19 protein-coding genes are annotated in these 19,364 nt (G+C 65.3%); 12 read left to right on the top strand and 7 right to left on the bottom strand.

Features of this window, described 5'->3' with window-relative positions; translation table 11 throughout:
* The first annotated feature begins 7 nt into the window (after window positions 1-7).
* From EP007_RS10400 to EP007_RS10385, 4 genes are all read left to right on the top strand, one after another.
* Window positions 8-187 (top strand): DUF7312 domain-containing protein, encoded by a 180-nt coding sequence (locus tag EP007_RS10400; protein WP_128477592.1) that lies wholly within the window; start codon window positions 8-10, stop codon window positions 185-187.
* A gap of 110 nt (window positions 188-297) precedes the next feature.
* Window positions 298-885: an NfeD family protein gene (locus EP007_RS10395; RefSeq protein ID WP_128477591.1), complete on the top strand. Its 588-nt coding sequence runs from the start codon at window positions 298-300 to the stop codon at window positions 883-885.
* 99 nt (window positions 886-984) lie between these two features.
* Window positions 985-2,142 carry an SPFH domain-containing protein gene (locus tag EP007_RS10390; RefSeq protein ID WP_128477590.1) on the top strand — a complete coding sequence of 386 codons (1,158 nt, stop codon included), beginning with the start codon at window positions 985-987 and terminating at the stop codon, window positions 2,140-2,142.
* Window positions 2,143-2,401: 259 nt separating this feature from the next.
* Window positions 2,402-3,013 (top strand): winged helix-turn-helix transcriptional regulator, encoded by a 612-nt coding sequence (locus EP007_RS10385; protein WP_128477589.1) that lies wholly within the window; start codon window positions 2,402-2,404, stop codon window positions 3,011-3,013.
* 212 nt (window positions 3,014-3,225) lie between these two features.
* Here EP007_RS10385 and EP007_RS10380 read toward each other — a convergent pair whose 3' ends face one another.
* Entirely contained in the window at window positions 3,226-3,468 is a 243-nt protein-coding gene (locus tag EP007_RS10380) for a DUF7123 family protein (protein ID WP_128477588.1), read from the bottom strand.
* Between the two features lie 384 nt (window positions 3,469-3,852).
* Between EP007_RS10380 and EP007_RS10375 the strand changes: the two genes are divergently transcribed.
* Window positions 3,853-5,703: a flippase-like domain-containing protein gene (locus tag EP007_RS10375; RefSeq protein ID WP_128477587.1), complete on the top strand. Its 1,851-nt coding sequence runs from the start codon at window positions 3,853-3,855 to the stop codon at window positions 5,701-5,703.
* Between the two features lie 147 nt (window positions 5,704-5,850).
* Here the strand turns inward: EP007_RS10375 and yjjX are convergent, their stop codons facing one another.
* The gene (gene yjjX / locus EP007_RS10370) at window positions 5,851-6,369 is read right to left on the bottom strand and encodes an inosine/xanthosine triphosphatase (RefSeq protein ID WP_128477586.1); all 519 of its coding nucleotides are present in this window, start codon (window positions 6,367-6,369) and stop codon (window positions 5,851-5,853) included.
* 48 nt (window positions 6,370-6,417) lie between these two features.
* Complete coding sequence (locus EP007_RS10365; protein WP_128477585.1) at window positions 6,418-7,194, bottom strand: cobalamin-binding protein; 777 nt, start codon at window positions 7,192-7,194, stop codon at window positions 6,418-6,420.
* Window positions 7,195-7,454: 260 nt separating this feature from the next.
* Here EP007_RS10365 and EP007_RS10360 point away from each other — a divergent pair, with 260 nt between their 5' ends.
* The 4 genes from EP007_RS10360 to EP007_RS10345 all read left to right on the top strand — a co-directional run bounded on the left by EP007_RS10360 (window position 7,455) and on the right by EP007_RS10345 (window position 10,877).
* Entirely contained in the window at window positions 7,455-8,423 is a 969-nt protein-coding gene (locus tag EP007_RS10360) for a transcription initiation factor IIB (RefSeq protein WP_128477584.1), read from the top strand.
* Between the two features lie 134 nt (window positions 8,424-8,557).
* Window positions 8,558-9,589 carry a DNA-methyltransferase gene (locus EP007_RS10355; protein WP_128477583.1) on the top strand — a complete coding sequence of 344 codons (1,032 nt, stop codon included), beginning with the start codon at window positions 8,558-8,560 and terminating at the stop codon, window positions 9,587-9,589.
* A gap of 93 nt (window positions 9,590-9,682) precedes the next feature.
* Entirely contained in the window at window positions 9,683-10,354 is a 672-nt protein-coding gene (locus tag EP007_RS10350) for a type I 3-dehydroquinate dehydratase (RefSeq protein WP_128477582.1), read from the top strand.
* A 73-nt stretch (window positions 10,355-10,427) separates the two neighbouring features.
* Window positions 10,428-10,877, top strand: a complete 450-nt coding sequence (locus tag EP007_RS10345) for a zinc ribbon domain-containing protein (protein WP_128477581.1) — start codon at window positions 10,428-10,430, stop codon at window positions 10,875-10,877.
* 30 nt (window positions 10,878-10,907) lie between these two features.
* Here EP007_RS10345 and EP007_RS10340 read toward each other — a convergent pair whose 3' ends face one another.
* From EP007_RS10340 to ppsA, 3 genes are all read right to left on the bottom strand, one after another.
* The gene (locus EP007_RS10340) at window positions 10,908-12,074 is read right to left on the bottom strand and encodes a 3-dehydroquinate synthase II (RefSeq protein WP_128477580.1); all 1,167 of its coding nucleotides are present in this window, start codon (window positions 12,072-12,074) and stop codon (window positions 10,908-10,910) included.
* A gap of 91 nt (window positions 12,075-12,165) precedes the next feature.
* Window positions 12,166-13,209 carry a hypothetical protein gene (locus EP007_RS10335; protein WP_128477579.1) on the bottom strand — a complete coding sequence of 348 codons (1,044 nt, stop codon included), beginning with the start codon at window positions 13,207-13,209 and terminating at the stop codon, window positions 12,166-12,168.
* 150 nt (window positions 13,210-13,359) lie between these two features.
* Window positions 13,360-15,699: a phosphoenolpyruvate synthase gene (gene ppsA, locus EP007_RS10330; protein ID WP_128477578.1), complete on the bottom strand. Its 2,340-nt coding sequence runs from the start codon at window positions 15,697-15,699 to the stop codon at window positions 13,360-13,362.
* Window positions 15,700-16,217: 518 nt separating this feature from the next.
* On the opposite strand from ppsA, the gene EP007_RS10325 reads away from it, so the two are divergent.
* Window positions 16,218-16,649, top strand: coding sequence for a hypothetical protein (locus EP007_RS10325; RefSeq protein WP_128477577.1), 432 nt, complete (start codon window positions 16,218-16,220; stop codon window positions 16,647-16,649).
* 371 nt (window positions 16,650-17,020) lie between these two features.
* Here EP007_RS10325 and EP007_RS10320 read toward each other — a convergent pair whose 3' ends face one another.
* Window positions 17,021-17,935, bottom strand: coding sequence for a PhzF family phenazine biosynthesis protein (locus EP007_RS10320; protein WP_128477576.1), 915 nt, complete (start codon window positions 17,933-17,935; stop codon window positions 17,021-17,023).
* Between the two features lie 163 nt (window positions 17,936-18,098).
* Here EP007_RS10320 and EP007_RS10315 point away from each other — a divergent pair, with 163 nt between their 5' ends.
* On the top strand, window positions 18,099-18,809 hold the full coding sequence (locus EP007_RS10315) for a phosphoribosyltransferase (RefSeq protein ID WP_128477575.1): 711 nt from the start codon (window positions 18,099-18,101) through the stop codon (window positions 18,807-18,809).
* A gap of 101 nt (window positions 18,810-18,910) precedes the next feature.
* Entirely contained in the window at window positions 18,911-19,249 is a 339-nt protein-coding gene (locus EP007_RS10310; RefSeq protein WP_128477574.1) for a DMT family transporter, read from the top strand.
* Window positions 19,250-19,364: the final 115 nt, after the last annotated feature.

The following is a 19,364-nucleotide window of genomic DNA, read 5'->3' as shown; positions in this document are numbered from 1 at the left end:
TCCGGTCATGTCGGACTGGAAGTTTGACACCGACGAGGTCGGCGAGGACGGTTACGAACCCGAAGAACCCGACTTCGAACCGATAGAGCCGGGGTCGCCGACGGTGGAGAACGCCTTTTTTGTCGCGCTCGGCGTGGTCTCGACGCTGTTCGTCTTCGCCCGCGTCGTCCTGCTCGCCGGTGGATAGTGTTCCCCGTCGCCGGGAGATAGTTCTCCACGACGACCAGATTCCGGACCCGGCGAACTCGCGCTTTGAGACTGCAAAACGTTAACCGGTCCGAATCCCAAGACGTTGGTATGGCACCGCTGTTGGACTCGCTCCCGCTGTTGCTCCTCGTCGCTGGCATCGGTCTCGCCATCGCCGAGGCGCTGATTCCGGGCGCGCACTTCGTCGTCCTTGGCGTCGCGCTCGTCCTCGCGGGACTCGTCGGACTGTTGCTCGGACCGGCCGCCTCGCCGCTGCTACTCGCCGTGTTGGTGTTGGGTTTCGGCGCGGCCTCACTGTACGCCTATCGGGAACTCGACCTCTACGGCGGCAAGGGCGTCGCTCGTACCCGCGACTCCGACTCCCTGAAGGGCGAGACCGGCCGCGTCACCGAGCGCGTCACGACCCAAGAGGGTCAGATAAAGCTCGACAAGGGCGGGTTCAACCCCCACTACGCCGCCCGGACCGTCCGGGGCGAGATTCCGGAGGGGACCGAGGTGATGGTCGTGGACCCCGGCGGCGGCAACGTCGTGAAAGTCGAGGCGCTGGAGACCATCGAGGACTCCATCGACCGCGAATTGGCGAAGGGACTGGAAGACGACGCCATCGACCGCGAACTCGCCGACGAGCGCGCGAGCGACGACTCGCCGGGGCGCGAGACCGATACCGAAGAAATTTGAACAGGTCGTAGTCCGTCCCGTCCGTGCGACAAAATTTCGTCGGCGGACGGCCGACGGCGAGGGGAACGCTTAACATTCACTCTTGCTAACAGTCCGAGTATGTTGGTTCCACTACAGGCCGCCGCGGCAGGCGGTTTCACGATAGTCGCACTGCTGGTCCTTGCACTGGCAGTTATCACCATCTGGCAGGCGGTCGAAATCGTCGATGCGACCGAGAAGCGCGCGCTGACGGTGTTCGGTGAGTACCGAAAGCTCCTCGAACCCGGTATCAACTTCGTGCCGCCGTTCGTGAGCGCGACCCACCGCTTCGACATGCGGACCCAGACCCTCGACGTGCCCCGGCAGGAAGCCATCACCCGCGACAACTCGCCGGTGACCGCCGACGCCGTGGTCTACATCAAGGTCATGGACGCCAAGAAGGCGTTCCTCGAAGTCGAAGACTACAAGCGAGCAGTGTCGAACCTCGCGCAGACGACCCTGCGGGCCGTGCTGGGTGACATGGAACTCGACGACACGCTGAACAAGCGCCAAGAAATCAACGCGAAAATCCGGCGCGAACTGGACGAACCCACCGACGAGTGGGGTATTCGCGTCGAAAGCGTCGAAGTCCGGGAAGTGAACCCGAGCAAGGACGTGCAGCAGGCGATGGAGCAACAGACCTCCGCGGAGCGCAAGCGCCGCGCCATGATTCTGGAAGCGCAGGGTGAGCGACGGAGCGCCGTCGAGACGGCAGAAGGTGACAAGCAGTCCAACATTATCCGCGCGCAAGGTGAAAAGCAGAGCCAGATTCTGGAAGCGCAGGGTGACGCGGTTTCGACCGTTCTCCGGGCGAAATCCGCCGAGTCGATGGGCGAGCGCGCAGTCATCGACAAGGGGATGGAGACGCTCGAAAGCATCGGTCAGGGCGAGTCCACGACGTTCGTCCTCCCGCAGGAACTCTCCTCGATGCTCGGCCGCTACGGCAAGCATCTCACCGGGAGCGACGTGAAGGAAGACAACGGCGAACTCGACAGCCTCGACTTCGACGAGGAGACCCGCGAACTCATCGGTCTCGACAACATCGAGGAAATCCTCGGCCAGATAGACGAGGAGGCCGAGATGGACGTGGAAGCGATGGAGCAGGAGGCCCAAGCCATCAAGGAGGGCGAGGACCCCGCGAGCATCAAGAGCGCCGACGAGGTCATCAAGGAGATGGACGAAGACGACCCCGACTTGGAGGACGTGCAGGCCGAGATGGACGCCGAGTTGGAGAAGTAGTCCGCTCGCCGCTTTCGATTTTCCGCCGTTTCAGTCCGTGAGGGGCATCTTCCCGTCTCGCGGGATTCAGCGTCCTCGGTAACGCTCGGAATCGTCGCGCGAGCGACCGAATCGTGACCGATGCCCGAAACGACGACTCGCCGACTACCCCGCGACCGTTGGCACGGCCGCTCTCCGGTCGGTCCTAAAACCCTCGGCCGTGCAACCACCCCTCAAGCCGAAGGTGTTTTAATCCTCCATGCCGACCCTTCGGTTGTAGATGGTTGAGCGCTCCGAAGTGGATGAAAATAAGCGAGCGACCCTCCGCCGATTTGCAGTCTTGGGGGCCGCCACGCCGCTGGCGTCGTTTCGAGCCGAGGCCGACAGCGGCGAGAGCGAGGCCCGCGACGCCATCGCGGGTTACGTCGCCACCACGCCGGGCGCGCACTTCTCGAAGGTCCGTGACGACCTCAAACTGGGAACGGGAGAGGCCCAGCACCACCTCCGACAGTTGCTCGACGCGGGCGTGGTCGAGAGCCGACGAGACGGCGACTACCGCCGGTTCTACCCGGCCGAGCAGTTCTCCTCGTTCGAGCAGGTCGCACTGGGTTACCTCCGCAGAGAGACGCCGCGGGGGATGCTCGTCGAGTTACTGCGCGACCCGTCGGCGACCGGTAGCGACCTCGCCGACGCGCTGGACGTATCGAGACCGACCGTGAGCAAGTACGCCGCCGACCTCGAAGACGCGGGCCTGTTGGACCGCGAGGACGGCTACGCGGTCCGGAACCCCGAGACGGTCATTACTCTGCTCGTCCGGTACGCCGACTCGTTCGGCGAGGGCGCGGCGACGTTCGCGGCCGAGGCCGACGAGTTCATCTCGTTCGATCCGTAGCGTTTCAGTCGCTCGCAGTCCGATACTCTTTACTGACGCGAGCAAGGCCGAGCGACTGCTCGGCTGGTCGGCGAAACGGTCGTGGCGAAACTTCAAAAGAGAAAACGAATAACGGGACCGAACGGACGGCGGGAAACCCACTCCCCCGAGCACGTACCGGCACCGGTCGTCTCGGGTGTCTCAGCGTCGCAGGCGTCGGACTCCGAGACCCGTCAGGCTGTGACCTTCCATGTCGTGGACGAGGAGTAGCCCCACTTCTCCACGTCGATGTCGAACTCGCCCTCGGAGATGGCGGTCATGTTCGCGCCGACCTCCTTGGCGGTCATGCCGAGTTCGTCGCCGATGAGGCGGGACTTGAAGTAAGTCTTCATCTGGCCCTTCTCGCGGAGGTACTGGAGGATGCGCTGTTGCTTGTCGGTCAGGGTCGTCGTGCCAGCAGTTGCGGTCGTGCTCATGACGTACTCAGTCCTTGGGCCGAAGCCGTCTTAGTGGATTTGGTACGTGGAGTTAACACCTCGCCCTCTTGCGTTTTCACCTCAATTTTGCTTGAACTAAACCACCCCCGAGGGGACTGTTGGTACGGCTGGTTAATCCGAAATTTCCAGAGAACGTTCCGCGGAGACGCCGGGTAGCGAGAGGGACCTCTCGGCGGGCGACCGTTCGGGGTCGCACCGCGAGGTAAGCCCGGATTACCGAGCGTAACGAGTCCGCGACTGGCTTCCACAAGGGCTTTTCGACGTGAACGAGCGTGAACGACGCCGCAAGGTCGGGCTTAGGGGCGTGTACTGGCTGGAACGGAGCAGAAGGTACTTAGGCGGGCGGAAAGACTCTCTTCGATAATGAGCGGTCGTGGAGTCGAAGTGAGCGTCGTCCTTCCGGCCTACAACGAGGAGGCGACCATCGAGAACACGGTCGAGACGACGCTCGCCACGCTAAACGGATTCCTTCCCGCGGGAACCTTTGAGGTCATCGTCGCCGAGGACGGGTGCGAGGACCGCACGCCCGAAATCGCCGACCGGATGGCCGCCGAGGATGAGCGGGTCCGCCACTACCACAGCGACGAGCGGTTGGGCCGTGGAGGAGCGTTGAATCGCGCCTTCGAGGCCGCTGACGGCGAGACGTTGGTGTACTTCGACACCGACCTCGCCACGGACATGCGCCACCTCGAAGAACTGGTCGAGAGCGTCCGGTCGGGCGAGTACGACTTTGCCACCGGGTCGCGCTGGATGCCGGGCGAGACGGCCGACCGGCCCGCCAAGCGCGACGTGGCGAGTCGGGGGTTCAACGGACTGACCCGGACGTTCCTCGGGTCGGAGATGCGCGACCACCAGTGCGGGTTCAAGGCATTCGACCGGACCGCGCTCTTCGACGTGCTGGAGGATGTGGAGGACGAACACTGGTTCTGGGACACCGAAGTCCTCGTGCGCGCACAGCGCCGGGGCTACGGCGTCAAGGAGTTCGCGGTCGATTGGGAACCCAAGGGCGACTCGAAAGTAGATATCGTCCGAGACGTGTTCGGGATGGGGAGCCAGATTATGCGCTGTTGGTGGGAGTTTTCGGTCCAACCGCGCATCACCAAGCGCGTCTCCATCGCCGCGGGCATCCTCCTGACCATCGTGGCAGTCGTGTTGATGGGCGAGTATCTCCCACTCGGCGACGTTGTCGAGCGGATGAGTCAGGCCGATCCGGCGCTGGTCGGTCTCGCCGCGCTGGTCTACGCCGTCTCGTGGCCCCTGCGCGGAAGCCGGTACCGCGACATCCTCGAAGAACTGGGCTACACCGAGGACGCGAACTTCCTCACGGGGGCGATATTCGTCAGCCAGACCGGGAACCTCGTGTTCCCCGCACGGGCGGGCGACGCGGTCCGCGCCTACGTCGTGAAGGCCCGCCGGTCGATTCCCTATCCCACGGGGTTCGCCTCGCTGGCGGTCGAGCGCGTCTTCGACCTGCTAACCATCACGATGCTCGCGGGCGTCGTCCTGATGGGTCTCGCGCTGACCGGCGCGACCGGTGGTCTCGAATCGACGCTGTTCGGGTCCGGGCCAGCAGGCGGCGAGGCGGCTGCGGGCAGTGAGTACGGCGCGGCCGGACAGACCGCTCTCTACGTCGCTGGTGGTGTCGGTGCCGCGGCCATCCTCGCGGTCGGAGTCATCGTGTTGAGCGCCCGGTCTGACCGCAATCTCGTCCGCGAGGTCGTCTCGGGCATCAGTAGCGACTCGTACGCCGATTACGTGGCGGGCATCGTCGAGCGATTCACGGGCGACGTACAGACTGTCGCGGGCAACCGGAGGGCCTTCCTCACGGTCGGCGCGAGCAGTCTCGCCATCTGGACGCTGGACGTGCTGACGGCCCTGCTCGTACTCGTCGCGTTCCCGACCGTCTCGCTCCCGGTTCCGATGCTCGTGGCGGTGTGTTTCTTCGCGGTCAGCGTGGGCAACCTCGCCAAGGTCCTGCCGCTGTCGCCCGGCGGCGTCGGTCTCTACGAGGGCGCGTTCACCCTGCTCGTGGTCGGTCTGACCCCGATTGGCTGGAGCATCGCGCTCGGCGCGGCCATCCTCGACCACGCCGTCAAGAACATCGTCACGCTGGTCGGTGGCGTCGCCTCGATGCTGTGGCTGAACGTCTCGTTGACGACGGCCGTCGAGGAGAGCAAGGACGCGCGGGCCGCGGCGGAACCGACCGACGACTGACGACGTGCGATTCGCCTTTCGGCGTTCGCACCAGCAGTCACAGTAATTGTTTTCCGGAGCGGTACGCTCGACCGCGACCTCGACTTCGAGACGGTCGGCGAGCGAGAGACAGAGCGCATTCGGGAGTGACGGCTTGCGGGAATCGTCTCAGTCGTACAACTCGGTCACGAACGGCCCGAGCGCGCCCGCGAGAGCCTGTTCGAGCGCGCCCTCGCGGTCGATGACGTGGCCGGTCAGCGCGCCCGCCGCGCCCTGCTTCTCGGCGACGTTCTCCATGTCCAGCACGTCGTCCATCACCGGTCCCAGTTCCTCGCCGTCCCGGACCCTGCCCGCGATGGACTCGGGCAGGCGAAGGCGGGGACCCGCGCCGCGACCGACGCGCTCGCCGTCGGTCGCGGCCGCCCACATAATCAGAAAGAGTCCCTCTGTTCCTTCGACCTCGGCGACACCGCCTTCCAGTCCGACGCCGAGGTCGTAGTCGCCCGCGTCGAGGACGTTGCGGGCGCGGTTCCGTGCGCCCGCGACGGTCTCTCGCTCGCCGACCGGTTGCTCGCTCACGCCCGACTCGACGGCGACCGACTCGACGGTCGTGGCCGAAAAGTCGGTCAGGGCGGACTCGGTCGCGGCGCGTTTCACGGGATTGGTGCTTCCGACGCCGACTCGCATGGGCGAGTGGAGACGCCCGGCCGACTTGGCGGTTGCGCTCCGGCGGCGCTACGCGTCGAACGCCTCGGGATGGAGGAGCGCGGCCAGTCGCTCGACGCCCTCCACGAGTCGCGGACTCGGCTGATTCAACAGCGAGTCGTCCACGACGTGGACGTTGTCGCGGGCTATCGCCGAGAGGTCCCAGTCGCGGTCGGTGACGGTCTCGGGGTCGGCACAGGCCCCGTGGCCACAGACGTGCAAGACAACGTGGTCCGGGTCGGCGGCCTCTACCTCGGCGGTCGAGACCTCGCGGGAGCGCTCGCCCGGTTCGAGGAAGGGGTAGCGCCCGCCCGCGACTTCGACCACCTCGGGCACCCAGTTGCCCGCGACCATCGGCGGTTCGGACCACTCTTCGCAGTAGACCGCGGGGCGCTCGGCGTCGTCGTCCGGGACGAGTCGCCGAACGCGGTCGAGGCGACTCCGCGCGCGTCGGACCAGCGCCTCGCCCTCGTCGGGCAGGCCCACCGCCGCGCCGAGGTCGGCGAACGACTCGACGACCTCCTCCAGCGTACTCGGCGTCAGATGAACCACTTCGTGGCCGCGCTCGCGCAACGCGTCGGCCACGTCGTCCTGCAGATCGTCGGCGGTCAACACGAGGTCCGGGTCCCGGTCGGCGATGGTCTCGTAGTCGGGATTGAGCCAGCCGCCGACCGCCGGAGCGTCGGCGTCGCAGTGGTGGGTCGCGCCGACGAGGCGGTCAGTCGCGCCGAGTGCCCGCAGGGTCTCGGTCGCGCTCGGGGCCAAGGAGACGACTCGGGCCGCAACGTGATCGGTCTGGACTGCCATCGCCGGAGCCTTCGAAGCCCGTTGGGTTAAATCGTCCGACGCCCGCGCTCGGACCGGGGAAGACGGGTTTTAAATTTTCCCGGCGGAGAATCGAGACTGGCGTCTCGACGTGGCATGTGTACCGTTCACGATACTCGCCAAATCCGTTTCCGAAAATACTAAATACCTTTCGGAAGAAGCCAACGTCAAGGAATTGAGACCGGGTTTTTCAGGTTCTCCCTGCCCGGTAGCCCGCGCCATCTCCGCAACGAGGAGTCATCATGTCAGACGTAACTACGCGAGTCAAGCGAACGGAAGAAGAGGAACAGGTCGAAGAAGAGTCCGAACAGTCCACCGCCTGCCCCGAGTGCGGCGGTAACCTCATCTCGGACACCGAACACGGCGAGACCGTCTGCGAGGAGTGCGGACTCGTCGTGGACGAAGACCAAGTTGACCGCGGCCCGGAGTGGCGCGCGTTCGACTCCAAAGAGAAAAACGAGAAGTCCCGTGTCGGCGCGCCGACGACGAACACGATGCACGATAAGGGTCTCTCGACCAACATCGACTGGCGGAACAAGGACGCCTACGGTAACTCGCTGGGGTCGCGCCAGCGCGAGAAGATGCAGCGACTTCGAAAGTGGAACGAGCGATTCCGAACCCGAGACAGCAAGGAGCGCAACCTGAAGCAGGCGCTCGGCGAAATCGACCGCATGGCCTCCGCGCTCGGTCTGCCGAACAACGTCCGGGAGACGGCATCGGTCATCTATCGGCGCGCGCTCGACGAGGACCTTCTGCCCGGTCGTTCCATCGAGGGCGTCTCGACGGCCTGCGTCTACGCCGCCGCGCGACAGGCGGGGGTCCCGCGCAGTCTGGACGAGATTGCGGACGTAAGCCGCGTCGAGAAGAGTGAGGTCGCCCGGACGTACCGCTACGTCGTTCGGGAACTCAACCTCGAAGTCAAACCCGCCGACCCCGAGAGCTACGTCCCCCGGTTCGCTTCCGGACTCGACCTCTCGGACGAGGCCGAACACCGCGCCCGCGAACTGCTCCAGACCGCCAAGGAGAAGGGCGTCCACAGCGGCAAGTCGCCGGTCGGTCTCGCCGCGGCCGCCGTCTACGCCGCGGCGCTCCTGACCAACGAGAAGACCACGCAGGCGGAAGTCAGCGAGGTCGCCGACATCAGTGAGGTCACGATTCGCAACCGCTACCACGAACTGCTGGAGGCCGAAGAGGCCCCCGCGATGGCCTGAGTCGTCGGCGAGACCCCGTTCGTCGGTCGGAACGGCCGACACGACGACGACCCGAGCGAGCGAACGTTTCTAGTTACCGAGTGTACGAAACCGAAAGAGAGTTGTAACGCCCCCAGAGACGGGTTACAGAGCGGATGGAGACCGAACACCGGATTCACGTTGGCGACGCCCGCGAGATGACGGCGCTGGACGACGACTCCGTCGAACTCGTCGTCACCTCGCCGCCGTATCCCATGATAGCGATGTGGGACGACTTGTTCGCAGGGTTGGACCCCGAAATCGAGGACTTGCTTGCCGAGGGCGACGGCGAGGCCGCCTTCGAGGCGATGCACGCCGCGCTGGCTCCCGTCTGGGACGAACTCTCGCGGGTCCTCGTGGACGGCGGCGTCGCCGCGGTCAACGTCGGGGATGCCACGCGGAGCGTCGGCGACGGCTTCCAACTCTACCCGAACCACGCCGAACTCATCACCCGGTTCCGGGACCGAGGCTTCGACCTCCTGCCGGACGTGCTGTGGCGCAAGCCGGTCAACAGCCTCACGAAGTTCATGGGGTCGGGCATGGTGCCGCCCAACGCCTACGCGACGCTCGAACACGAGTACGTCCTGCTCTTCCGAAACGGCGGCGACCGACGGTCGTTCGAGCCAGGGGCCGAGCGACGCTACGAGGCCGCGTACTTCTGGGAGGAGCGCAACGACTGGTTCTCGGACCTCTGGACCGACGTGCAGGGCGAAGGGCAACAACTGGACCACGACGACCTCCGGACGCGCTCGGCGGCGTTCCCCTTCGAGGTTCCCTACCGACTCATCAACATGTACTCGGTGTACGGCGACACAGTTCTAGACCCCTTCTGGGGCACCGGAACCACCAGCCTCGCGGCGATGGTCGCCGGGCGCAACTCGGCGGGCTACGAACTCAGCACGGAGTTCCGCGAGGTGTTCGACGACCGCCTCGCGGACATCGAAGGATTCGCCGACGAGAAGACCCGCGGGCGACTCGACGCCCACCGCGAGTTCGCGGCGGGCCAAGACCTCGCGTACGATGCCGAGAACTACGACTTCGAGGTCAAGACCAAACAGGAGCGACAGTTGCAGCTGTACACGGTCGAGGGCTACGAGCGCGACGGCGACCGGTACGTCGTCAGCCATCGGCCGTTCGGCGAGAAGTGACTCCGACGCCCGGACGACTCGCGCTTCGGCGTCGTTTCGCTCGCCGTCCCCGCAACGAGTACACTTTTCCACGCCCCCGACAGAGACCCACGCATGAACTTCGAGGAGTTCGTCCTCGCCGCGAGTCTCACCGACCTCGACGCGGAGGCCCGCGCCCGCGAGCACGCCGACGCCGTGGAGTTCCGGATGGACCTCGCCAGCGACCCGCTCGCGGCGCTCGACGACTACGACGGCCGACTACCCGTCCTCGCCACCAACCGCGCGGCGTGGGAGGGCGGCGAGGCCGAGGACGACGAGGGGCGACTCGCCCAACTCGCGGAGGCCGCGGAACTCGCCTGCGTCGGGGCAGTGGACGTGGAACTGAAGAGCCTCACCGCGGGCGAGGGCGAGCGCGTCGCCGAGCGCGCGCGCCGGACCGGAACGAGCGTCGTCGCCTCGGTCCACAACTTCGAGCGCACGCCGCCGAAAGCCGACCTGCGCGGGCACCTCGAAACCGCCACCGAGCGCGCCGACGTGGGCAAACTCGCGGTCACCGCCGAGCGTCGGAGCGACGTGCTGGACCTGCTGGCGGTCACCCACGAGTTCGACGCCGCGGGCGAGCGCGTGGCGACGATGGCGATGGGCGCGCCCGGTCGCCACTCGCGGGCGGTCGCGCCCCTCTACGGGTCGGCGATTGGTTACGCTCCCGTTGAACCCGAAGACGCGACTGCGCCGGGCCAGTACGACCTCGAAACGCTGGCGAACCTCGTGGAGAAATTAAAATAGAGCGCCTGCATTGACGGATAGCGCCGGTTTCGTGGGACAGCATTTATTAGCGTCGGCCGGTTAGCGCCGAGTAGTGACTCGTACGAATTCCGAGAAGCGTCCGTGGTTGGGCGCACTGCTGTCGTTTTTCCTCCCCGGACTCGGCCACGTCTACCTCCGAAAGTGGCTTCGCTCGGCGATGTGGTTCGCGTTCATGGTCAGCGCCGTATTGCTGTTCGTCCCGCTCCCCGAGACGGCGGCCGCCTCGGGAGACATCTCGGCCGCGTTCGAGGCCGCGATGGAGGCGACGCAGGACCTCGGTTGGGAAACGTTGCTCCCCATCTGGGTCGTTCGCCTGTTCAGTTCCATCGACGCCTACTGGCTGGCGCTCCAGCGCGAACCCGACGAAGAGGAGGGCGAGCAGTGCCCCTACTGCGGCAAGCCCGTGGACGAAGAACTGGACTTCTGTCAGTGGTGTACGACGCCGCTTCCGGAGCGCGAGGGTCCCAACGGACCGACCGAAAGCAACGCCGTCTCGCGTTAACCCGACGTAACTCGTCGCGGACCGACGGCGCTACTTCTCGATGATGCTCTCTTCGACCGCCTCGCCGAAGTGCCGAGCGCCGCCCTCGCGGAAGACCCGGAGTTCGTCGCCCGCTTCGAGGTCGGTGACAGCCTTGCGCCCCTCGCTCGTGGCGACCTTGATGGTCTCGGCGTTCTGGAGGAGCGTCTCGACCCGGTCGCCGTCGTCGAACTCGGCGACCACCCGGAACATCGGGCGCTTCTCGATTTTGACTCGGCCGACCGTCGCCTCGCGTGTGTGCCCCTCGGTGTCAACGAGTTGCACCTCGTCGCCGGACTTCAGTTCCGCGAGGTACTTCGTGCCGCCGTCGGGCGTCCGGACGTAGGCGTGGACCGCGCCAGCGTTGACCCGGAACGGTCGGGAGGCGACGTACGGCGATTCGGCGGTTTCGGCGTGGACGAAAAAGAGGCCGCGCGACATCGACCCGACGAGCATCCCCTCGTCGTGGTCCATCAGACTCCCCGTATCGACGCAGACGCGGTCGGCGCTCCCGGTGCGCTCGATGGTCGTGACCTCTGCCCAGTCCAGTTCGAGCGTCTCGCGCTCGGCCTCGTCGCGGACCTCGACGGTCTCCCGAATCTCGTCGGGGCTGTCGGTGTCCAGCAGGACGGCGTCGCTCCCGATTTCCAGCGTCTCGAACGCGGTCTTGGCCTCCTCGGCCGTGGTGACGCCCGCGACGAGGTCGGTCTCCTCGCCGATGCGCGCGATGAGGTTTTCGAGCGGGATGATGGTCCAGTCCTCGCCGACGACGATGGTGTAGTCGGCCTCGTTGGCGGCCGCCTCGGCGAACGCCTCGTAGTCCTCGTTCAGGATGCGGACGTACGCGCCGTCCGCCCGGTCGTCATCGCGCCGGAGCGTCGAGAGGTCCGCCGACCCCGAGAAGTCGTTGGGCAGGTCCACAGTCCCGTCGCCCTCGCCGTCCTTGCCGACGATGTAGGCGTCGGCCTCGGCCCGCGAGTCGCTCCCGTCGATGACCTGCGCGTCGCCGTCGGCGAACACCGCAACGTTCACCTCGCCGAGTTCGCGCACTCGTTCCACGTCGGCGGCGTCTACCAGTACCCAATCGACGCCCGCTTCGAGTCCCGCCGTGATTCGCTTCCGGCGGGCGTCCCAGTCGCCGACCGCGTCGTCGGCCTTGAGCCAGACAGAGCGTGTCATGTTCTCAGGCTTGTATCCGGAGGGCTTGAACGTGGCGGATGTGTCGAATCGTGCGATAGCGCGAATCGATTCGACTCGTTGGAAATCCGACTTAGCTCTCTGTCGTGGTCGTCACGGCTGTCGCGTTTTCGGCGGTCGTCTCTACCGACACCGTCGTCGTCGCGTTCTCCGAGCGCGTGGTCGTCGGCCGCGTCGCGGCACCGACCCACGCCGGGCGCTGGACCGTGGCGTCGCCGACCTCGGTCAGCTCGAACTCGTAGTGAATCCGGGTCTCGTTGTCGCCCTCGTAGGTCGCGGTCAGCGACAGCGAGTGGACTCGGCCCTCCGAGTCCACGCGAATTGTCGAGCGGAGGTCAGTGTAGTTGGCGGCCGCGACCGGGTCGGTCGCGCGCAGGACCGTCATCGTCCGTGTCTCGTTGCGCGCGGAGCGGGTGGGGTTTCGCTCGTCGTCGCCGTCTCGCTCGGTCCGGACGCGCTCGTACTCCCCGGCGGCCAGCGCGAGTTCGAGGAGCCACGATTGGGTGACCTGCGAGTCGAGGTCGGCTCTGGGCAGGTGTGCCCACGTCTCGTCGGCGACATTCCCGCCCGAGCGGTTGTAGCGCCGGAGTTCGCTCCGGCTGTCCCCATCGTATCGGACGACCACGGCCGTCTCGTTGGCCCAGAGGTCCGTCGCCGTCGAGGAAGTGCCGCCGTCGAACTGCCGGACGCTGGTCGAGTGGACGACCAGCGGCGAGAGACCCGCCGCGACGCGCCCGCGCTGGAGCGTCCACTGGTTCGCAGGGCCGACCGAGACGTTCGACCGGAAGCGGAACGCGAAACTGGTCCCGTTCAGCGCGCTCCGGTGGGCGGCGACCAGCGCCTCGGGGTCCTCGACCCCCGTGGCGTTCACCCCCGGCGGGAGCGAGGCGTTGACCGACGAGTCGTTCGTCGCGGTTTCGTTGGTCCCCGGTTCGTTCGCTTCGGGTCCGTTCGCCCCGGCTCCGTTCTCGGCGGTGGTCGTCGGCGTGTCGGCTATCGGTTCGTCGTTCGCCGTCGTGGTCGTTGTCGCCGTCGTCGCCGCTGGGCCGTCGGCGCTTCCGGCACAGCCAGCGAGGACGAGGAGGGCGACGACGAGCGCGGCTCTGCGTGACGCCATTTTCAGTCCCGTCCAACGGCCGTCCTCATAAACCGAGGGTATCGTGACGCCGCGTTCGCGGGCGTAGCTGTGTATTTCGTGTCTTAATCGCGGCCTACTCAGTGAGACCGGCAAAAAGCAGGTCGGTCTAACTCACTCGCCCGAGAGTCGTTAGCGCACCGAGTCGAGCAATAGCTTCTGCTCGACGCGCTTGACTTCGTGTTGCACGTCACGGACCGCGTCGATGTTCGCCGAGATGGAACTGACGCCCTCGTCCACGAGGTGCTGGACCATCTTCGGCTTCGACCCGGCCTGCCCGCAGATGGAGGTGTCCACGTCGTGTTCCCGGCAGGTCCGGATGGTCTGGCTGATGAGTTGCAGGACCGAGGGGTGGAGTTCGTCGAACCGGTCGGCGACGTTCCCGTTGTTGCGGTCCACCGCGAGGGTGTACTGGGTCAAGTCGTTCGTGCCGAACGAGGCGAAGTCGATGCCCTGCTCGGCCATCCCCTCGACGCCGAGCGCCGAGGCGGGCGTCTCTATCATCACGCCCCACGTCCGCTTGTCGGGGTCGATGCCCGACTCCGCCATGAGGTTGCGCGCCCGAATCACGTCCTCGGCGTCGTTGACCAGCGGGAACATGATTTCGACGTTGTCGTAGCCCATCTCGTAGAGGCGGGCGAACGCGTCGAGTTCGTGTTTGAACACGTCCGGCCGGTCGAGGCTCCGTCGGATGCCCCGGTAGCCAAGCATCGGGTTGTGTTCGTCGGGTTCGTCCTCGCCGCCCTGCAACTGCTGGAACTCGTCGGTCGGCGCGTCGAGCGTCCGGACCCGGACGGGCCGGGGGTAGAACTCGTCGGCGACGCCGCGGATTCCCTCCACGATTTCGTTGACGTAGGCGTCCTCGCCGTGGTCTTCGATGTACTTGGCGGGCGTCTTGTTCGTGGACAGAATCATGTGTTCCATCCGGAGCAGGCCCACGCCGTCCGCGCCCGTCGCCGCCGCGCGCTCGGCGGCCTCCGGAATGGAGACGTTGACCTTCACCTCCGTCGCGGTCATCGGCTTGACCGGCGTCTTCGGGCGGGCCTCCTCGATGGGTTCGCGCTCGTCGGAGGTCTCCGTGCGACCCTCCGTGATGGTGCCCTTGTCGCCGTCGAGACTGATGCGCTGGTCGTCGGTCAGCGTCGTTGTGGCGTCGGTACAGCCGACGACTGCGGGGACGCCGAGTTCGCGCGAGACGATGGCGGCGTGGCTGGTCATGCCGCCCTCGTCGGTGGCGATGCCCGCCGCGCGCTTCATCGCGGGCACCATGTCGGGCGTCGTCATCTCGGTGACGATAATGTCGCCCTCGCTCACCTTGTCGAGTTGGTCGAGTTGGTCCACGATGCGGACCGCGCCCGAGGCGATGCCCGGACTCGCGCCGAGACCGGAGACGAGTACGTCGTCGCCACCGCCCGAACCGGTGTCGCTCGCGCCGCCGCTGGCGGCCTCGACCGCACCGCTCCCGTCGGCGATGCCCTCGGAGTCAGCGGCGGCGCTCGCCTCGGTGTCGGTCTCGATTTCCGCGTCGTCGTCGATGGTCGTGATGGGCCGAGACTGGAGCATGAAGACCTCTCCGTCCACGATGGCCCACTCCACGTCTTGGGGCGTCTCGTAGTGATCTTCGACACGTTCGCCGAGTTCCACGAGGCGTTCGATGTCGCGCTCGTCCAAGACTTGGGTCTCGCGAAGGTCTTCGGCGACCTCGCGCTCGACGGTCTCGCCGGTCGCGTCGTCTTTCTCCATCATCGTCTTCTTGTCGGCGATGGTGGTCTCCTCGACCGCTCCCGATTCGCGGTCCACGACGTAGTTGTCGGGCGAGACCGACCCGGAGACGACCGCTTCGCCGAGACCCCACGCGGCCTCGATGATGATGCGCGGCGCGCCGGTCGAGGGGTGGCTGGTGAACATCACGCCGGATTTCTCGGCGTCCACCATGCGCTGGACGACGACGGCGATGTCCACCTTGTCGTGGGCGAAGCCCTTCTCTTGGCGGTAGTAGATGGCGCGCTGAGTGAACAGCGACGCCCAACATCGCTTGACGCGGTCTACAAGGTCTTCGCGGGTGACGTTGAGGAACGTCTCCTGTTGCCCGGCGAACGAGGCGTCGGGCAGGTCTTCGGCGGTCGCCGACGAGCGGACCGCCACGAAGTCCTCGCCGTCTCCCATCCGGTCGTAGGAGTCGTAGATTTCTTGGCGAATCTCTTCGGGCATCTCGGTCTCTAAAACGAGTTCCTTGGCCCGAGACTGAGCCTCCGCGAGCGCCTTCGAGTCTTCGGTGTCCACGTCTACGACCTCGAACAGTTCCTCGTCGATTCCCGTCTCCTCGATGAACGAGCGGTAGGTGCCAGCCGAAACCACGAACCCCGAGGGGACCGGCAGGCCAGCGCCGGTGAGTTCCCCCAGCGACGCGCCCTTCCCGCCGACCAGTTCGAGGTCGTCCGCGGTGATTTCGTCCAGCCAGAGTACAGCCATTGGTGCATGTGGGAGAACAAGAAGGTGAATAAAGAATGTTCCGACCGGTTAGCGAAATGGATATTAACTCGTAACCGGATTTGATTTTGTAACGTCGGGAGCCGTGCCCAGTCGCCGACAATTTTTGCCAACGAACGTCCGAGTCGGCGGATTTCCGAACGCGCTCGGTGGAACGAACCACCGGAGTGCGCTCGCCGAATCGTCTCGGAACTCGCCCCGTGTCAGCGACCACGGGACGCGCTCGGCACCACCAACCACGGGACGCGCCGCGTCCTCGGCCGCGCGGAACTGCAAGCGCGGCCGAGGGCGCGGTCGGGAGGTTCGGGGCGCGGTGCTGTGCAGTGGCGGTGCCGTGGGGTCTGAGTGGCGTCGGTAGTAGCTAGCCACCTATTCACAACTGACAACCGTTGTACTCCCCGACAACCGACAATTGCTCTACTTCGACGCCACAACCGACAGTCGTTCACTCCGACGAGAAAACGGATGCGTTTATACTCCCGCGCTCGCCTCTCTCGGACATGGATGCGAGTCGTTCGCTTCGGTGGGCAGTCTACTACGTCGTCCTTGCCGGAATCGCTACCCTTCTCGGTGGTGCGCTGGTCGGCGGCGGCGTCCTCTTAGGAATCGCGGAAGGGTACGAACAGTTGACCAACGGCGCGGCGCTCACGGCCGCGCTTACCACGGCCGCGCCGGGTCTCGCGCTGGCGTTCCTCGGCGTCGTCGTCTGGGCCATCGGTACCGTCACAGCGTTCGTGCGGGTGTTCACCGCCGCGGTCGAAGAGCAGATGCGCGAGCGCTTCGACGGCGAGCGAGTGAAGAGCGAGATTCTGTCGGTGCTGGACGAACGCCTCTCGGAAGTCGAACACGACGTGTCGGAGACGCGCCGCCAGATGTCGGAACTCAAGCGCGAGGACGACGCCGAGGAGTTCCAGTTCGGCGAACAGCAGTGAAATAATATTTAGAGGGGTGAAATAGGGTCTCTATTTATGAGAACCACCACACTATTTTTCACCTTTAACTGAGTAAAATGTTATGTTGAAATTGGACATTAAAACCGGAATCAAGTTACTATCATATATTTAACTAAAAGTATGGAAGACGCAGACCTATTTTCGTTGATGATGATGTTTCTATTAGCCACTATGTCAGTTTTCGTGTTCTCAAATGCGGAGGGTACAAGAGTTAATCGAGCATCAATATTCGCATTGGTTATCTCCATATTTGGTATTATATACTATAGTTACCGAATAGTAATTGTGGAATAGATGATTGAAAAGCGCCGATCCGTTCTAATTACTATGCAAAACGTTGCCTCATTTGCCTACTCCGCCGCATTGATAATGTCGTCGCCGTCCTCCATCTCCGGAACTCGTAACTCGCCGTCGAGCGCCGTGACCGCCCGACCGCCCACGCGCACCTGCTCGCCCACGCACACGCGGACGTGGCCCGGTCGGTCCACGAAGTGGCCCTGCTCGAAGACCATCTCCTCGGGGACGCCCTCGCCGTCGAACGCCTCGACCTCGCGCAGGTAGGCACCCGTCGCGCCGCTGGCGGTGCCGGTCACCGGGTCCTCCGGGACGCCCGCGGCGGGCGCGAACATCCGGCCGTGGAGTGTCGAATCGACGCCGAGCGCGTCGAAGCTAAAGGCGTAGAGTCCGGTCGCGTCCACCTCGTCGGTGATGGTCTCGATTTCGCCGAAGTCGGGGTCCATTGCCGAGACATGTTCGAGGAAGTTCACCGGTACGACGAGGAAGGGCAGACCGGTCGAGGCGACCGCGAGCGGGAGGTCCGCGCCAACGTCCTCCATCGCGGCGTGGTCGATGCCGAGCGCGTCGCCGAGTCGCTCGTAGTCGAGGTCCACCTCGCGGACTTCGGGGCGGTCCTGGGTCATCCAGACGGTGCCGTCGTCCTCGATTTCGATTTCGAGGACGCCGACGTTGGTTTCGAGGCTGTGAGTGCCGGGCGAGACGACGCCTTCCTCCAGCAGATGGGCGTGAGAGGCGATGGTTGCGTGTCCGCAGAGGTCCACTTCGGTCGTCGGCGTGAAGTACCGAACCCGGCGGTCGGCCTCGTCGCTTGACCGGAAGAACGCGGTCTCGCTGACCGCCAGTTCGTTGGCGATGGCCTGCATCTGGCTCTCGGTGAGGTCGTCCGCGTCGGGGACCACCCCGGCGGCGTTCCCCGCGAACGGTTCGTCGGCGAAGGCATCGACCTGTAGGGCGCGTCGCGTGTCCATGCTCGCACTCAGTTGCGCGGCCCCCTTAGGCGTTTGTGGGACGAATCGACGGCCGACACGTCCGCCGCCCACGAAACCACCAGACACGCCCAAAATCGCCGAGACGGACGCGAAACCCACCTGTAAACGGTTAAGTGTGCAGGGCCTCGATTTGCGAGGTGGTATGAGCGAACTCCCCGACGAGTTCAAATGCACGATTACGAACTGGGAGTATATTTACGGTCTCTGCCGCGATGTCAGCGACCAAGTCAAACACGACTCGTTCGACCCCGACGTGGTGGTCGCGCTGGCCCGCGGCGGGTGGTTCGCGGGGCGGTGTATCTGTGACTTCCTCGGGATGGACGACCTGACGAGTCTGAAGATGGAACACTACGTCGGAACCGCCGAGAAGTCGGCGGAACCCGAGGTACGCTATCCGATGCCGGAGGGGAGCGTGGCGGGCAAAGACGTACTCATCATCGACGACATCGCCGACACCGGCGGGTCCATCGAGCGCGCCGAGGAGTACGTTACCGACCGCGACGCCGGGGAGGTCCGGACCGCGACGCTCCAACTCCTCCAGACCAGCGAGTTCGAACCGGACTACATCGGGGAGGGACTGGACGAGTGGGCGTGGATAGTCTACCCGTGGAACTTCATCGAGGACATGATCGACATCACCAGCGGCGTGATGGATAAGGCCGACGGCGAGCAGTTCACCACCGAGGAGATTCGACACCTGCTCAGCGAGTTCCACGACGTGGAACGCATCGAGATGGAGATAGCCCAACCGGACCGGATGGACGAAGTGTTAAACGAGATGGTCCGCCGGGACGTGCTGGCCGACGAGGGCGAGATGTGGCGACTCGTCGAGAATGAGGGCGTGGGAGCCTAACTCCGCGCCAAAGAGAGTGTACGTCCGGGGACGCTCCGGCGCTCGGTCCCGGAAAAAGTCGAACAGATGGAATTTTACTACCGGAGACAGAAGGCCGAGATATGAAAGCGTATCTCTACTTGGGCGTCGCTATCGCGGCCGAGGTGACCGGCACCGCGGCGCTCAAGTTCTCGGAGGGGTTCACGAACCTCGTTCCGTCGCTCGTCGTCGTCGCCGGGTACATCGGGTCGTTCTACCTCCTGAGTCTCACTCTGCAGGAGTTACCGATAGGGCTGGTGTACGCGACGTGGTCGGCCATTGGAATCGTGGCCGCGGCGCTCCTCGGCGTCTTCCTGTTCGACGAGACGGTTGACGCGGCGGGCGTCGTCGGAATGGCACTCATCGTCGGCGGCGTCGTCGTCCTGAACGTCTTCTCCGAGGCCTACAACCCCGCCCACTGACCGGCCGTTCGACGGCCTTCGACCGGCGGGTCTCGGAGAGCGCCGACCTGAACGGAGACTGTCCGTTGCGATGGCGAAGGATAGCCGTTTAGTACCCGCCGACACGACTGTGGGG

This window comes from Halorussus pelagicus, assembly GCF_004087835.1.
GTDB classification, from domain to species: Archaea; Halobacteriota; Halobacteria; order Halobacteriales; family Haladaptataceae; genus Halorussus; species Halorussus pelagicus.
Note: the sequence above shows the minus strand (reverse complement) of the source record. Positions and strands in the feature narration are given on the sequence as shown.

Bases quoted from the DNA above. Each gene is read 5' to 3' on its own strand.
- EP007_RS10400 (WP_128477592.1), top strand. From the start codon at position 8: ATGTCGGACTGGAAGTTTGACACCGACGAGGTCGGCGAGGACGGTTAC.
- EP007_RS10395 (WP_128477591.1), top strand. From the start codon at position 298: ATGGCACCGCTGTTGGACTCGCTCCCGCTGTTGCTCCTCGTCGCTGGC.
- EP007_RS10390 (WP_128477590.1), top strand. From the start codon at position 985: ATGTTGGTTCCACTACAGGCCGCCGCGGCAGGCGGTTTCACGATAGTC.
- EP007_RS10385 (WP_128477589.1), top strand. From the start codon at position 2,402: ATGGTTGAGCGCTCCGAAGTGGATGAAAATAAGCGAGCGACCCTCCGC.
- EP007_RS10380 (WP_128477588.1), bottom strand. From the start codon at position 3,468: ATGAGCACGACCGCAACTGCTGGCACGACGACCCTGACCGACAAGCAA.
- EP007_RS10375 (WP_128477587.1), top strand. From the start codon at position 3,853: ATGAGCGGTCGTGGAGTCGAAGTGAGCGTCGTCCTTCCGGCCTACAAC.
- yjjX (WP_128477586.1), bottom strand. From the start codon at position 6,369: ATGCGAGTCGGCGTCGGAAGCACCAATCCCGTGAAACGCGCCGCGACC.
- EP007_RS10365 (WP_128477585.1), bottom strand. From the start codon at position 7,194: ATGGCAGTCCAGACCGATCACGTTGCGGCCCGAGTCGTCTCCTTGGCC.
- EP007_RS10360 (WP_128477584.1), top strand. From the start codon at position 7,455: ATGTCAGACGTAACTACGCGAGTCAAGCGAACGGAAGAAGAGGAACAG.
- EP007_RS10355 (WP_128477583.1), top strand. From the start codon at position 8,558: ATGGAGACCGAACACCGGATTCACGTTGGCGACGCCCGCGAGATGACG.
- EP007_RS10350 (WP_128477582.1), top strand. From the start codon at position 9,683: ATGAACTTCGAGGAGTTCGTCCTCGCCGCGAGTCTCACCGACCTCGAC.
- EP007_RS10340 (WP_128477580.1), bottom strand. From the start codon at position 12,074: ATGACACGCTCTGTCTGGCTCAAGGCCGACGACGCGGTCGGCGACTGG.
- EP007_RS10335 (WP_128477579.1), bottom strand. From the start codon at position 13,209: ATGGCGTCACGCAGAGCCGCGCTCGTCGTCGCCCTCCTCGTCCTCGCT.
- ppsA (WP_128477578.1), bottom strand. From the start codon at position 15,699: ATGGCTGTACTCTGGCTGGACGAAATCACCGCGGACGACCTCGAACTG.
- EP007_RS10325 (WP_128477577.1), top strand. From the start codon at position 16,218: ATGGATGCGAGTCGTTCGCTTCGGTGGGCAGTCTACTACGTCGTCCTT.
- EP007_RS10320 (WP_128477576.1), bottom strand. From the start codon at position 17,935: ATGGACACGCGACGCGCCCTACAGGTCGATGCCTTCGCCGACGAACCG.
- EP007_RS10315 (WP_128477575.1), top strand. From the start codon at position 18,099: ATGAGCGAACTCCCCGACGAGTTCAAATGCACGATTACGAACTGGGAG.
- EP007_RS10310 (WP_128477574.1), top strand. From the start codon at position 18,911: ATGAAAGCGTATCTCTACTTGGGCGTCGCTATCGCGGCCGAGGTGACC.